The 14,476-nt window shown below is 62.8% G+C and carries 12 protein-coding genes and 1 tRNA gene; 3 read left to right on the plus strand and 10 right to left on the minus strand.

The window, feature by feature from the left end; all coding sequences use genetic code 11:
- The first annotated feature begins 489 nt into the window (after positions 1-489).
- Positions 490-1,632 (plus strand): UDP-glucose 4-epimerase GalE, encoded by a 1,143-nt coding sequence (galE, locus tag GS424_RS17675; protein ID WP_160940847.1) that lies wholly within the window; start codon positions 490-492, stop codon positions 1,630-1,632.
- Here the strand turns inward: galE and GS424_RS17680 are convergent.
- Complete coding sequence (locus GS424_RS17680; protein ID WP_244977616.1) at positions 1,629-3,365, minus strand: sensor domain-containing diguanylate cyclase; 1,737 nt, start codon at positions 3,363-3,365, stop codon at positions 1,629-1,631. The two genes, galE and GS424_RS17680, sit on opposite strands and share 4 nt — an antisense overlap.
- A 276-nt stretch (positions 3,366-3,641) precedes the next feature.
- The gene (locus tag GS424_RS17685; RefSeq protein WP_244977617.1) at positions 3,642-5,120 is read right to left on the minus strand and encodes an LCP family protein; all 1,479 of its coding nucleotides are present in this window, start codon (positions 5,118-5,120) and stop codon (positions 3,642-3,644) included.
- Between the two features lie 357 nt (positions 5,121-5,477).
- Here GS424_RS17685 and GS424_RS17690 point away from each other — a divergent pair, with 357 nt between their 5' ends.
- Entirely contained in the window at positions 5,478-5,750 is a 273-nt protein-coding gene (locus tag GS424_RS17690; RefSeq protein WP_255466576.1) for a helix-turn-helix domain-containing protein, read from the plus strand.
- Here GS424_RS17690 and GS424_RS17695 read toward each other — a convergent pair.
- The 5 genes from GS424_RS17695 to GS424_RS17715 form a co-directional block, all read right to left on the minus strand.
- Complete coding sequence (locus GS424_RS17695) at positions 5,744-6,232, minus strand: VanZ family protein (protein WP_160940845.1); 489 nt, start codon at positions 6,230-6,232, stop codon at positions 5,744-5,746. The two genes, GS424_RS17690 and GS424_RS17695, sit on opposite strands and share 7 nt — an antisense overlap.
- Before the next feature lie 12 nt (positions 6,233-6,244).
- Positions 6,245-6,901 carry an HAD family hydrolase gene (locus GS424_RS17700; RefSeq protein ID WP_160940844.1) on the minus strand — a complete coding sequence of 219 codons (657 nt, stop codon included), beginning with the start codon at positions 6,899-6,901 and terminating at the stop codon, positions 6,245-6,247.
- A 53-nt stretch (positions 6,902-6,954) separates the two neighbouring features.
- Positions 6,955-7,029, minus strand: a tRNA-Gly gene (locus GS424_RS17705).
- Positions 7,030-7,112: 83 nt separating this feature from the next.
- Positions 7,113-7,634 carry an IbrB-like domain-containing protein gene (locus GS424_RS17710; RefSeq protein ID WP_160940843.1) on the minus strand — a complete coding sequence of 174 codons (522 nt, stop codon included), beginning with the start codon at positions 7,632-7,634 and terminating at the stop codon, positions 7,113-7,115.
- A 3-nt stretch (positions 7,635-7,637) separates the two neighbouring features.
- Positions 7,638-8,957 carry a phosphoadenosine phosphosulfate reductase gene (locus GS424_RS17715; protein WP_160940842.1) on the minus strand — a complete coding sequence of 440 codons (1,320 nt, stop codon included), beginning with the start codon at positions 8,955-8,957 and terminating at the stop codon, positions 7,638-7,640.
- A 392-nt stretch (positions 8,958-9,349) separates the two neighbouring features.
- Between GS424_RS17715 and GS424_RS17720 the strand changes: the two genes are divergently transcribed.
- A complete protein-coding gene (locus tag GS424_RS17720) occupies positions 9,350-9,952 on the plus strand; it encodes a DUF6273 domain-containing protein (protein WP_160940841.1) in 603 nt (200 codons plus the stop codon).
- 13 nt (positions 9,953-9,965) lie between these two features.
- Here GS424_RS17720 and GS424_RS17725 read toward each other — a convergent pair whose 3' ends face one another.
- The 3 genes from GS424_RS17725 to GS424_RS17735 all read right to left on the minus strand — a co-directional run bounded on the left by GS424_RS17725 (position 9,966) and on the right by GS424_RS17735 (position 14,446).
- On the minus strand, positions 9,966-12,485 hold the full coding sequence (locus GS424_RS17725; RefSeq protein WP_244977619.1) for an ATP-binding protein: 2,520 nt from the start codon (positions 12,483-12,485) through the stop codon (positions 9,966-9,968).
- A gap of 162 nt (positions 12,486-12,647) precedes the next feature.
- Positions 12,648-14,114 (minus strand): GntR family transcriptional regulator, encoded by a 1,467-nt coding sequence (locus tag GS424_RS17730; protein ID WP_160940840.1) that lies wholly within the window; start codon positions 14,112-14,114, stop codon positions 12,648-12,650.
- 182 nt (positions 14,115-14,296) lie between these two features.
- Positions 14,297-14,446, minus strand: coding sequence for a DUF5679 domain-containing protein (locus GS424_RS17735; RefSeq protein WP_009305565.1), 150 nt, complete (start codon positions 14,444-14,446; stop codon positions 14,297-14,299).
- Positions 14,447-14,476 lie beyond the last annotated feature (30 nt).

Raw genomic sequence — 14,476 nt, forward strand, 5'->3', positions numbered from 1 at the left:
TTATTCTACCGTCGAACACTGCCATCTCTCTTCAACTCCTTGCGTATATGCCTACAACACGCATCCGGGCAGGAGTTGGTATCCGCTCCAGACGCGAATACGCATAGGATATGTGACCTAAGCAGTAAGGTGCAACAATCGAGTCTTGCTATCCTGTAGGAGTCTTCTTTTTATCTCATCGTTTTTCATCAGCCATAACAGCACGTTTTCCATTTTTTGTATCTGTGTACGTTTACAGTAAGCTCACAAAATTTTCATATATCAGCGCCTCTCTGTCAGGGTTTCTCCCCGACTTGCAACGCACGATCCGGCCGCCCCAAGCCGCAAGGCGCGCCAAAGGGACGCGCAGGGCGCCACTCGAATCTGTTCCACATGGTGCACCGGACGTTCCGGGATGCGGAACGGCGGGCATGGTGCTTTTGACGAATTCGCTCGCAGCAAGCGCTCCACCTGCTACCATGGCACCAAACAATCCGGAGAGGAGCTTCAATGGCGAACAAAAGCTTGGCCAAAGACCATGCCGATATCTGCGTGCTCGTAACGGGCGGAGCCGGGTTCATCGGAAGCCACACCTGCGTCGAGCTGCTGGGGCAGGGCTACCGCGTGGTCGTCGTGGACGATCTGAGCAACTCGAGCGAGGTCGCGCTCGACCGCGTACGGCAGATCACCGGCCTCGCCGCCGACGATGACCGCCTGGCATTCTACGAGGCCAACATCCTCGACCGCGAAGCGCTCGATCGCATCTTCGTCGAGAACGACGTGGACGCCATCATCCATTTCGCCGGCTTCAAGGCCGTGGGCGAAAGCGTGCAGAAGCCGCTCGAGTACTACTGGAACAACTTCGCCGGCACGCTGGCCCTGTGCGACGTGGCGCGCAACCACGGCGTGAAGAACCTCGTGTTCTCGTCGAGCGCCACCGTGTACGGCGAGCCCGAGTTCGTCCCCATCACCGAGGATTGCCCGAAGCACGACGCCACGAACCCCTACGGCTGGACGAAATCCATGCTCGAGCAGGTGCTCACCGACCTGTACGTGGGCGACGACGAGTGGAACGTCGTGCTGCTGCGCTATTTCAACCCCATCGGCGCACACGAGAGCGGCCTGATCGGCGAGGATCCCAAGGGCATCCCCAACAACCTGCTGCCGTACGTGGCGCAGGTGGCCGTGGGCAAGCTTGAAAGCGTCGGCGTGTTCGGCGACGACTATCCCACGCACGACGGCACCGGCGTGCGCGACTACATCCACGTGGTGGACCTCGCGCGCGGCCACGTGGCGGCGCTCGACTGGATGGGCGGCAAAGTGGGCACCGGCGAGGCGAAGACGGCGGGCACGATGGCCGGCGAGCCGGCCGCCGACGGCACGCGCCGCGGCGTGGGCATCTTCAACCTGGGAACCGGCACGGGCTCGAGCGTGCTCGACGTGGTACACTCCTTCGAGCGCGCCTGCGGACGCGAGCTGCCCTACCAGATCAAGCCGCGCCGCGCGGGCGACGTGGCCGTGAACTACGCGGCGTGCGACAAAGCGCGCGACGAGCTGGGATGGACCGCACAGTTCGACCTCGACCGCATGTGCGTCGACGGTTGGCGCTGGCAGTCGCAGAACCCGGACGGCTACGCCACGACCTCGGCCTAGTCGCGACCTTCGTTCTTCTCGTCGTACATGGCCTGATCGGCCGCGTCGAACAGCTCTTGATAGGTGGCGCCGTCCTGCGGATAGCGCGCCACCCCGATGCTCATCGCGATAGGCACGCCCAGCGAGCGCGAGGCTTCTGCGATCAACGATTCCAGAGCCTCGCGCTTCGCTTGTATCACCGCGGCATCGTCCGCGCCCGCGAGGAACGCCACGAACTCGTCGCCACCAATGCGCCCCACCGGGTCGCGATGGCGGAACACGTCGAGCAACGACTGCGCCACGCCCTCGAGCACGCGATCGCCCATGCTGTGGCCGTGCTCGTCGTTGATCTGCTTGAAGCGATCCATGTCGATGACGAACAGCAACCCCTTGTCGGTGACGGGCAGCAGCGCGGCCATCTTCTCCTGGAACGTCACCTTGTTGAGCGTCTTCGTCAAGCCGTCGATCTGCGACTTGCGCGTGAGCAACTCCTCGGTTTCGCGTTGCTTCGTGATGTCGACGATCTTCCCCACGGCCATGTAGGGCTGCGCCCCCTCGTACAGATAGCGGCACGTGAACGAGAACCAGCGGTACTCGCCCGACAGCACGCGCGCACGGCACGTGGTGGTGCGCAGCTCGTTCGGCGGAGCGGGCTTCTCGAACATGAGGTGCACGCGCTGGTAATCGCCCTCGAGGAAGTCGATGAGCGGGATGCCCTTGCCCAGGTAGCCCTCGGCGCACAGCGAGCCGAGCGAGAACATCCCGCGCGCGTTCGGCGTCAGCTCCAGCGTGTCGCGCGGATAGGAGTACTCGAACAGCACGGTGTCTGAGAACTCCGCGAGCACCGCATAGCGCTCGGCCGAACGGCGGGCGCGACGCCGCGCGCGGCTCACGACCAGGGCGACCACGAGACAGGCGGCCGCGCTGATCGCGATCAGGAGCGCCGCGGTGTACACGGTGGATCGCAGGATGCTCTCGGAACGCTCGGCAAGCGCGCTTTCCTGCGTGAAGTTGACGATGGTCCAATCGTTCACATCGAGGCGGATGGAAGTGAGGAACGTCATGAGCCCGTCCCGCTTGCCCATGGCCACCGTGGACACGTCGCGATCGTTCTCGATGGTCGAGCGAATGTCGGCAATCTGGTCGGGATCGATGCTCCTGCTTTCGAGGAGGTCGTACAGGCTTCTGCCCTCGTCCTCCTCGTAGCGGCTCGACACCGAGACGATGGTGCCGTCCTCCTTGATCAACAGGGTTCCCAGCAGCATCACCTGCGAGCTCAGCTGACTCGTTTCCAACAGCTTCTCGGCCTTCACGATGCTGCGCAGCACGCCCACCACGCGGCCGTCGCGGTCGACCGGCTCGGCGATGCTGAAATAGTAGCCGTCCAAGCGGCTCGATTTGCGCACGTCGGACACCACGGTTTCGCCCGCCTTCAGACGGCGCAGCGTGTCGGCGTCGCGCTCGTTGGGATCACCCTCCACGCCCTCTTCGAGCTGCTCGATGGGCGCGTAGCTGATCTGGAACGACCCCTGCTCGTTCCACTTCTCCAGGTACGAGGTGAACGTGGAACCCGTCAGATCGACGTCGGGCGATTCCGCCAGCACGCGCATCGTGGAGATGGTGGAACTCACCTCGCTGATGAACGATTCCACCTCCACCTTTTGCGCGACCGTGTAATCGTTCATGCTGTCGCTGGCCAAATCGTAGAATTCATCGCTCAGCGCGTTCGAATACGCGTGAAAGATCCCGTACACCACGAGAACCACCACCGTGAGGGAGGCGATCACCGCAAGCGCAGGGCGCAACGAAACGGAGGTACGAGCGCCCCGCGTGTCCTTTGCATGTCCTTGATTGTGAGCGCCGCCCATGACCTCGTGAGTCCTCATCCGTCCTCGAACCGGTAATTCGTCAGTATCCCCCATGGCATGGGAAAACTCAAGGCGAACACCGAAGCTCAACGTTGCGGTTGATGAGCCGTCGAAAAAAGCGGCACCGACCGAAGTCGATGCCGCTTGCGTTCCTCGCTCGTGCTAGGCTGCCGCCGCCGACGCGTCGTACGCGTTCGGGTCGTAGCTGGGATCGTATGTCCCGCCACCGCCGGTGCCTACCGTTCCATCGTCGTACCCGCCGGTTCCGCCTGAGTCGGTGTACCCGTTATCGACCGTGCCTCCGTTGTACGACCCGTCGCCCACCGTCGGATCGACGTACCCGGGATCGTAATAGCCGGAATTGTCCACTCCCGTGCCGTACCCCGAGTTGTCGCTGTACGTGCTCGTCGTTCCGCTGCCGGTGCTGCCCGTGGATTCGGGAATGGCCACGTTGCCCGTCGAAACCACCGAGCTGGGATCTTCGCCGGCCTCGACCAGCTTCATCATTTCCTTGGTGGCCACCGGATCGTTGATGACGTACGACACATCGCCGATCATCGCCGTTGTCGAAGGTATCATCGCCGAGTAGATGGTGAGGTCGCCCTCGTCCTGGAACTGCTCCGCAAGCGCCGCGATGTCACCCACGGCCAGGTCGGTGGTCACGCAGCTCGACGCGGCTTGAACGACGCCCAGCAGATCGGTGGCGTTCAGATCCAGCACCTTGTTGACGATAGCCATGATGAGCGCGCGCTGGTTCGCGGTGCGCGTGAAGTCGCCGTCGGCGTAGGCGCGGCTGCGCGCGAACACGAGCGCTTGGTTACCATCAAGGTGCTGCTCGCCCTCTTCGATGATGACGCGCGGCCACTCGGGATGCGCCGACGTGCCGTCGGCATCCGGGTCGTCGATGCGCTCGGTCACTTCGACGTCCACGCCGCCGACCGCGTCGACCAGCTCCTTCAGCTTGCCGAAGTTCACCTCGGCATAGTGCGAGATCTCGATGCCCAGCAGCTGGTTCGCCTCGCGAATGGTGCCGGCCGCACCGCCGTACGCGTAGGCGGCGTTGAACTTGTTCGTCCCGTAACCGTCGATGTCGATCTTGGTATCGCGGGGAATGGACACCATCGTGGCCTGGTTCTTGTTGGGATCGATGCGCACCACGATGTTCGTGTCGGAGCGGTGCATGTCCTCGTCGCTGTCCTCGGCTTCGTCGGTGCCGATCAAAATCATGTAGAACGGCTCGGTGAACGTCATGTCCTTTTCGGTTTTGAGCGCGTCGTTGATGGCCAGGATTTCCTCGTCGGTCTTGTTGCCCTTGGTCAGCTGGTCGTTGATGGAGTTCTTCCACATCGCGAAGGCCGAGCCGCCGCCCACGGCCACCACGAGAATCGCGATGACCACGCCGAGTGCGATCTTCTTGCCGCGCCCCATCTTCTTGCGGGCCGCGGAGTAGTTCGGGTTGTTGCGCGAGTATTGGCTTGCCGCGGTCTGGCGCCCGTACGCGCCGTTCGCGCCGGCGCCCTGGCTGCCGGGCACGTACGCCGGCCGATACGAGGTATTGTCCCCGTACGCATCGCGCGAGAAAGCAGCTGCCTGGTCGCGCGGGGCGATGCGACCCGACTGCGCGGCTTTGGCCGAACGCACGGCGCGCGCTGATTGCGGAGCTCGCGATGAGCGCGCTTCTTTGCGGTTCGTTCGTGAGTTTCTTGACGCCATGTGGTCTCCTCCGCTTACCATCTTGGAGCGATAGGACCTGTCATTTTCCGAGATGGTACGCATAAATTCATCACGTATGAAACTTATTGTAACATCGTTGACCGCTCACCATAAAATAGGCACGGGCTGGGTACAAAGCGCACATTTTCTAAAAATGAACCGAAACGTATTCAGGCGGTTACAGCCTTATCCGCGCGCGCCGGTACTCTAGTGGACATGCAAACCGAGCGCGAACATAGTCCGATTAACGATGATGAGCCTGATCAGAGCAGATTCTCTCCGATACTGGGAGATAATGTCAGGCGCATGCGCTCGTACAGCAACATCACCAAGACGCGCCTCGCGCTCATGGTGAAAATCGGCCGCCCGCTCCTCAACAGAATCGAGAATGGCACGGCGGACATCCGGCTCTCCGTCATCGCGAAGCTGGCGGACTCCCTTGCCACGACGCCGGACTTCCTGCTGACGAAACACAGCGACGAAGACATCCGCGCCGAGATCGAGCAGCGGGAGGCCAGCGCCGCCGTTCCCGCGATGCGACACGCCCGCCTCTACTGAGGCCGGGAGCTTCCGGCCGCGCGCTTGCGCAGCACCGCGTACGCGATTCCCGAGCCCAGCGTGGCACCCACGGTGTCCACCATCCAATCGACCGGGTCGCACATGCGCCCGGGCACGAACAGCTGATGAATCTCGTCGCTCACGCCGTACAGGCTCGCGCACGCGATGGCGATGAAGCACGCCCGGCGCAGCGGCATGTGGCAGCGCAGCGCATTGGCGAGCAGCGCGCCGAACACCGTGTACTCGCAGAAGTGCGCGATGGACGACAGCACGTCCACACCCGGGCCCAGCAGCTGCGCCTGCACGGCCTGCATCGCCTGGTAGATGCTCGAGAATATGCCGAGCCCCGTGTTGAGGCCCGTGCTCGTGTTCGACGACATGAAGAAGATGAACCCCGCCCACGCCGCCACGAACACCCAGCTGACGACGGCGAACCGCTTCGACGGCTTCGACGGCCCCACGTTCGGCACCTGACGCCCCATGCGACCGCCCGCCTAGCGCGCGCCCACGAGCTGCAGCAGCTCGCGCGCGTCTTCGATGACGAGGTCGGCGCCCGCTTCGCGCAGCGCATCCGCGTGGTGGTAGCCCCACGCCACGCCGACGGCGAACGTGCCGGCGTTGTGCGACACCGCCACGTCTCCCGGTGAGTCGCCCACGTACGCCGTGCGGGCCGGCGTGGAGCCCAGCTCGCCGATGGAGCGCAACAGCCCCGTGGGGTCGGGCTTGCGCGGAATGTCCTCACGCTCGCCGTACTTCACGGCGAACAGGTTGGGGAGGTACGCGTCGATCACGTCGTGCACGCCCTGGTCGAACTTGTTGGACAACACGCCCAAGCCGATGCCGCGCTGTGCGAGCTCGGCCAGCGTCTCCTCCATGTGCGGATACGGCTTTGTCAGCTTGTTCCCGATGACGGGGTACAGCTCCATCCAGCGGCGCATGGCGGCCTCGGCCTGCTCGGACGTCGCGTCGGCCGGGACGGCCTGGTACATGAGCGCGCGGGCGCCGTTGCCCACGAAGCTGTGAATCTCGTCGGTCGTGCGGCTGGGGAACCCCTGCTCGTTGAGGGCGGCGTTCGTCAGCACCACCAAATCCGGCAGCGTGTCGAGCAGCGTTCCATCGAGGTCGAACACCAGCGTATCGAACTGAGCCATCTCATCACCTCACCATATGAAAAATCCAAGCCGAAGCTTGGATTGTGGGTTCATGGAGCGGGTGACGGGACTCGAACCCGCGAATACAAGCTTGGGAAGCTTGGGCCTTACCACTTGGCGACACCCGCATGATGACGAATTATAACGCAAGGAAGTCGTACGGAACACAGAAATGAAGAATACTCCAAAGCTCAGCGCCGGAACAACGGGGTCAGCTTTCCTCTTCCACGGGTTCCCAGGCGCGCCCGAACCGCACATCCTTGAACAGCGCCGCCAACCCGGTGATCTGCTTGAGCCGCAGGATCTCGTCCTCGTCCATGCCGAGGTGCTTCGATATCCATGCGTCGGAGCGCCCGAGCTCGTGCAGCTCGGCGATGATGTTGCTCATGAGGTCGACGTTGTGCGAGCCGCGGGCGCGGTTGTGGCGGATGGTGCTCGCCATCCGGCAATCGATGGGCTTGTCGATGACCGTGACGGGCAGCATCCCGCCCTCCCGCGCGCGGATGTCGTCGTGATCGAGCATGATGCGGTAGCGGTGGAAGCCGTCGACGATGATGTACTCGTCCTTGTCCTCGTCGCGGTAGCAGACGACGGGCATCGTGTAGCCGTCCTCCCGGATGCTGTCGTAGAGCAGCTCGTACTCCGGAGGAGCGACGGCGTTGGGGTTGTAATCGTTCGGCTTGACCTTCTCGATCGGTACGGGTATCACGTTGTACGCCGGGCTTCTGCTCATCGCCTACCTGCCTATCACCGTCTTGTACTTGTGCTTCAACGAATCGACTTGCTTCTGCCGTTCTCTCGTCAGGCCGAATCCCATGAACCGGCATGTGTGGTCGTTCTTCAGGATGCAGTAGCACATCCTTTTCCAGCTCGGGATATCCTTGGTCGATTTAATGTCGTCGGTATGGTCGGGAAGCTCGCCTTCGAACACGATGCGCGAGTTCTTGTTCAGGGTGTAGTTCGACACCCCGTTCCGGTGAATCTTGTAGCCATGCTCGACCAGGTCGGCGATCACCTCTTCGCTCAACCCCCCGCCCGTGGTGAACCAGAACTCTATCGAGGTTTTGAACTTCTTGACGTAGTGCTCCCTCAGGGGCGCAGGCAGCGTCTCCAGCAGGAAGAACGTGAAGGACTTCCACGTGTGTCCCTCCGGCAGCGTCAGGTTCCGGTACCCCATCGCCTTGGTTCGGCCGTAGATCGCCCCGAAGTTCGCGCCGCGCACCCGCCCGACGAGCTTGGCCCATATCTTCGGGTCGATGACCCGGTACACGTTCAGGCTGTCCTTCGCGGAATCGCCGAAGGGGGACGCCACCCTCATCTGGTCGGGGGTGAGCCCTGCCATGTGGTACAGGTCGTACAGCCGGTTGTAGTCGTAGTCGAAGATCGAGTTGGCGTGCCAGACGTCGCTCGTCGACCAGTCGTACAGCGGGCTGGCGGCCCAGACGTCCTTGAACTGCTTGGTTATCCAGCATTTCCCGCCGTAGCCGTACCGCTTGTTCAGGATGCCGCTGTACCGCTGGAGCGATTCGTCCGCGCGTATCCCAAGCAGGCAGATCGTCTTTCCTCCCGGATGCTCGACGTGGTACCACCTGCCGAACTGCTTGGCGAGATCCTCTTGGTGCATCTTGTAGCGATAGGTGGTCATCGGGTTGTTCTCGAGGTTGATCACGTAGGGGCGCTTGGGCATGGGCCGGACCCACGCCTCCTGCTTTTCGTCGTCCCACGGGTACCAGAACATCTCGTAGCTGCTCAGGGCCGTTCTCGTCGCCATGGGCAGACACACCCAGTGCGGCTCGACCTTCTCCTCTATCCTGTCGAAGGTCCTCTCGACGTACTCGGTGGTGGCGGAGTACTGGGCCTCGAAATCCTGGTGGAAGACGCCGACCCGCCGGCCTGGGAAATACGCGTCGCGGAAATCAAGGACGAGGTTGAGCAGCAGCCCGCTGTCCTTGCCGCCCGAGAAGGAGATGTAGACGTTCTCGAACTCGTCGAAGACGAACTGCAGCCGCTCCTGGAGAGCGTCGTATACGTTCTGTCTGGTGTAATTCCTAATCATGCCCGTTGTACCGCTTGATCATCGCGAATGCCGTCTACGTGGATTGGCCTGCCCCTTGTACCCGATAATTATAATTTGAATGCACAGATAATTTCCAGCCCGTTCAACGGAACAACGAGATTCAACCACTCCGATAATTCATTAACTGAATACGTATGCATATAGGTCAAGAATGTGGTTTTGAGAGCTGTTGTGGTATTCCGCACGCATTAATGATTTCACGCAGGTAAATTCTCGAATGTTTCACGGGAAACATCATACTTGATATGCTGACATATTGTGTACCTATACGATAAGGTATGGAGTAACTGCTGAATCGGCATTCCCTGATCGGGGTGATTTGGGAATCATGTGTACTATTGCAGCAAAGAAAGGTAAGGAAGGCTTCGAATTTGGATGACATACGCTTGCACGGAGTTCATATCGACGACGAGAACAACCGCGTTCTCGCAATCGCCCAATCGTGCGTGGCGCTCATGCCGTACCACCTCCCCGGCGGCGCCGTCGATTGGGAGCACTGCACGCTCAGGCAGTGGCTCAACGACAGCTTCTACCGAGCGCTGCCCCACACCATACGGTCCCGCGTCTTGGAAGTGGAGAACCGCAACGCGGCCAACGCGCGACACGGGACGCACGGCGGCGGCCCCACCGTCGACCGGGTGTTCCTCCTGTCGATCGACGAGGTGGAGCGCTACTTCCCCGCGCCCGCGCCGTTCGATGGCGAACCGGCGCTCTCGGACCTGAAACGATTGCACGCGTTCTGGCGCGCAGGGTTCCAAGACCGGCTGCTCGGGTGGTGGTGGTTGCGATCGCCAGGTCAGGACCCCCGCTTCGCGGCCACGGTCAGCAGCACGGACGAACCGACCGTGTGCTACGAGGGCCACGACGTGCACGGCCAGATGGAAGGCGCCGAAGAGGAGCAGGATATGCTGGGTGCCCCCTTCGGCAAGCCGTTCGCATGCGGCGTGCGCCCCGCCCTGTGGCTGAAACTGTAGCGGCCGGGCGTGCTCACCCGCAAATCCGGCCGAGCACGCCTGCAAGCCCGTCGATGTCGACGGGCTTCGCCACGTGGGCGTCCATGCCCGCATCGAGCGCGGTCTTCACGTCCTCGGCGAACGCGTTCGCCGTGAGCGCGATGATCTTCACGTCGGCCGCACAGGTGCCGGCGCAGGCGCGGATCGCCCGCGCGGCCTCGTAGCCGTTCATGATCGGCATCATCACGTCCATGAGCACGGCGTCGTAGTAGCCCACGGGCCGACGCGCGAACGCATCGCACGCCGCCTCCCCGTTCTCGGCCCACTCCACCTCGGCGCCGCGATGGCCCAGCAGCTCGATCATGATCTCGGCGTTCAGCTCGTTGTCTTCGGCCAGCAGGAACCGCTTGCCCTCGAAGTCGTACGGCGCAACCGCCGGCGCGTCGTCGAGCGGCGGCCGCGTTTCCTTCGGCGATGCCAGCCGCAGCTCCAGCGTCACGCGGAACGCGCTGCCGCTGCCCACCTCGCTGTCGACCTCGACGACGCCGCCCATGGCGTCGATCAGCGCTTTCGTGATGGACATGCCCAGCCCGGTTCCCTGAATCCTCGATATGGACGCCTCCTCGCTCCGCTCGAACGGATCGAAAATCCGCTCGACAAATTCAGGCGACATCCCCATGCCGTTATCCAAGATCGCGAACACGAGGCGCGCGTAGCTGGATCGCGTCTTCTCCAGCTCGCTCACCACGAACGATATGGAACCGCCCTCCTGCGTGTACTTCACCGCGTTGGACGCGAGATTGAGCAGGATCTGGCTGATGCGCAGCTCGTCCCCGGCGAACACCTTGTGCTCCACCCCCGAGCAATCGACGTGCAGGTCCTGGCCTTTCGCCTGGGCCTGCGGGCGGATGATCGCCTCCACCTCGGCCACGACGTCGTCGAGGTCGAACCGCCGCTCCTGCAGCTCGAGCTGGCCGCTTTCGATGCGCGACATATCGAGCACGTCGTTGATCAGCTCCAACAGGTGCCGCGAGGACACGGTGATCGCATCGAGGCAGCTCGTTATCTTCTCGCTCGCCTCGCCGCTTTCCCGCGCGATCTTCGTCATGCCGACGATCGCGTTGATGGGCGTGCGGATATCGTGCGACATGTTGGCGAGGAACTGGCTCTTCGCCTCGTTGGACGACCGCGCGATGTCGAGCGCCTGCTCGAGCAACAGGCTGCTTTTGCGCTCCTCCGTGCGGTCGGACAGCACGAGCACGTACTTGTCCACGCCCTTGATGGACTCGCGGTACAACGTTTCCTGATACCAGCGAACCTCGCCCGTGGTCGGCCGGATGCGCTCGCGGTACATTTGAAGGCACCCGCCCTCTTCCAACGACGCAATCGCCTCGGTCCCCGGATCGCCCGACGGATCGACCGCCGATTCCGAAAGCACGCGTATGTCGCGCTTGACGGCGTCGGGCGACACGCCCAGCAGCTTCTCAACGTTGGGGCTGACGTACTCCACGGCGAACCCTTCGGGCGAGAACATGACGTAGATGTCGTCGGCGTTGCGCACCAGCATGCTGAACAGCTGCTCGCGACACTCGATGGCCAGCTCCTTGGCATCGAGCTTGCGCCGGTTGCGATGCAGCAGGAACAGCACGGTGGTCAGCGCGATCGGGGCGAACACCACCACGAGCACCGCGATGGTTGCCCACTGTATCTGGTTCATGCTGGCGTTCACCACGCTGACCGGCACGTTGCCCAGCATCATCCAATCCTGGAACCCCACCGGCCGATACACCAGGTAGTGCTCGGTTCCGTCCAGCTGGTATCCCACCACGCCGCTCGATCCGTCGGCCAAGTCCTTCCTGAGGCGCTCCAGATCGGCACCGGCGAGGCTCGACCGCGCGGCGAGCATGTCCACGAAGTTGTACGACGGGCCCTCCTCTTTCGCGGACAGCAGGATGCGACCGTCAGGGTACGTCACGTAGCAGTCCGACTGGCCGTCGAACGCGTTCACGTCGATGGCGCGCGCCATGTCCGCGGTATTGTAGCTCACCGCAACGGCGTCGTACGGGAACTCGCGATACGAGCCGCCGCGCGCAGGGACGGCGAACACGACCAGGGACGACCCGTCGGGAAGCAGGGCGTCCACCACCGCGTTGTTGCCGTCGATCATGATGCGGTCGATCTGCGCGTTGAGGTTCAGGAACCCCTTCTCGCCCGTAAACGTCAGGTAGTTCCCGTCCTTGTCGAGGAAGTAGAAGTCCGTGAACCCCCACTTCCCCTGCTCCTCCTGCAGGAACGAGACGAGGTCGTCATCGGATGAAGCGGTGTGATCGATGTGATAGTCCCAGCCGTCCAGAAGGTTCCAGTTCTTCGAGACGAGATCCTTGAAGGATGCATTGACCTGCGAGTATATTTCCTCAAGATGCCCGCTGCACTCCTCGTAGACAACGTGCTGGACAAGCTTCATATAGCCGACGACCGCCGCCGCCAGCAGAACGATGCCCAGCATCGTGAACGTGAAGATGTGTACTCGGCGCGCGCTCGAGACGCGTTTCATGCGCCAGCCAATCTTTGAGCCATCGACTTCCCCTTGAGCCCAACCATCTACCTCAGATTGGTATAATAGTTATACCTGATCATGCAAGACCTTGCTGTATACAGTACCAGAATACAGCATCAGGCCGCAATGGCTGCAAACCGTTGGAAAACCGATACAGCGCTAGGGGATGAGCACAAGCTCGGTTTCCATCATGCCCGCTTTCTCGAGAAACGCGAGCACGGCCTGGAGCATCAGGCGGTAGTACGACGTCATCGAGCGGGAGAATCCTTCGGCATCGCCGGCGCGCGCCTGCCCGTACGCGGCGTGCGCGAGCGACAGCAGCGCATCGGCGCTCGCCTTCGACGCGGCGAACAGCATGAAGAAGCGTCCCCATCGCAGCAGGTCGTTGAGCTCTTGCAGGATCGTTCGCAACGCGACGGGCTCGACGCATCCGATGAATCCCGCCATGAGGGACTTCGACACGGCCCAATCGCCCTCTTCGCCCGCGAGGGCGCGCTGCACGGCATCGGCAACGGCGTCGATGCGCGGCGCGGTGGCGCTCAGCGCCGGCGGCAGCACGGCGCACAGCATCTGCAGCGCGTGGACGTACGTGCCCACGTCGCGCCTGAACGAGAGGTCTTCGAGCCAATGCGCAGGGAAGCTCGCGCTGCCCAGATGAACGCGCGTGCCCAACCCGTTGACGGTTTGCGCGATGCCGATGGCGTTCAGCATGCCGTAGGCTTTCTGCACCGTCGAATGGGAAACCCCGTACGCGGCGGCCAGATCGGCGATCGAGGGAAGCATCTGGCCGTCGGCGAACTCGCCCCGCGTGATGCGCTCGACGAGCGTGCGGGCGATCTGCCCGTGTACGAATTCGAGGCCCGCTTTCGCGTTCCAGGCGTAGCTCGAGGATTCCCCCTCCTCGGCGGCAGGCGGGCAGGCGGCCTCCAGCTTGTCCAGGTACGCGTCGACGCACGCGCCCGCGCCCCGATACATGAGGCCGAAGCGGCGCTGCACCTCGTCCGCATCGCGCAGCTCCAAAGACGCGAGCATCCACGACAGCACGCCCTCGTCGACCTCCGCGACCGGGCGGCAGGAGAACGGGCTGTCGAACCCGGCGATCACCGGCACGCGCGCCATGCGCTCGAGGCTGGCGTAACACGAGGCGAACAGCGGGTTCCCCGTCTTCTCCAGCAGCCCGTGCAGCACGGCCGACGATCGGGCGAGACGCCAGTCCTCCGCATGCTGCCCGCGCTCCACGCGCGCGGCATCGCGGGCGAAGCCATGGAGGTCCTCGTCGGAGCACGAGCGGGCGGAGAGGAAGAAGAGGGGCGGCATGACCAGCTCGAGCGTGCGGTAGCAGTCGCTCACCGCGTCGCGGCGCGCCAGCAGCGAGCGGATGCCGCGATCATCGGCGCCATCGGGCGGCCGATACACCACGATGGCACGCTTGCGTTCCTCGACGACGATGTAGCCCTCGGCCTTCAGCGTGCTCTGCACGTCGCGGATGGTCCTGATGCCCACCCGGTAGCGCTCGCACAGATCGTGCATGGAAGGGAGTTTGTCGCCATAGCGCAGCGTGCCCCGCTCGATATCGCCAGCGAGGTGCCGGTACACGTACTCGTATAGCGTGGCCTTCTCTTTCATGATGCGGTATTGTACCGCGTCGGCCGCCGCCTACGAGGCGAGCTTCGCAAAAGCGCAGATAATCACGTATTAACGGACGTTCAGCCTTCGACGATCTCCCGCACTCCTGGCGCTTGATCCCCTGTCTTGAAACAGAAAAAGGACGGCCGGAGCCGTCCTTTCATCATCGGGTAAGAGCGAGGTTATTTCGCAGCACCGATGCGGCAAATGGTGGTGCCGCAGTCGGGGCACTTGCCCTTCGTGATAGGCTTGCCGTTCTTGGTCAGGCTCTCAACGGGGTCCTTCATCTCTTTCTTGGCCTTGCACTTCACGCAATAAGCTTCAATAGCCATGGCTGCAAAAACACCTCTCTGTTCTGTACT

Source organism: Eggerthella guodeyinii (assembly GCF_009834925.2).
In the GTDB taxonomy this organism is placed as follows: domain Bacteria; phylum Actinomycetota; class Coriobacteriia; order Coriobacteriales; family Eggerthellaceae; genus Eggerthella; species Eggerthella guodeyinii.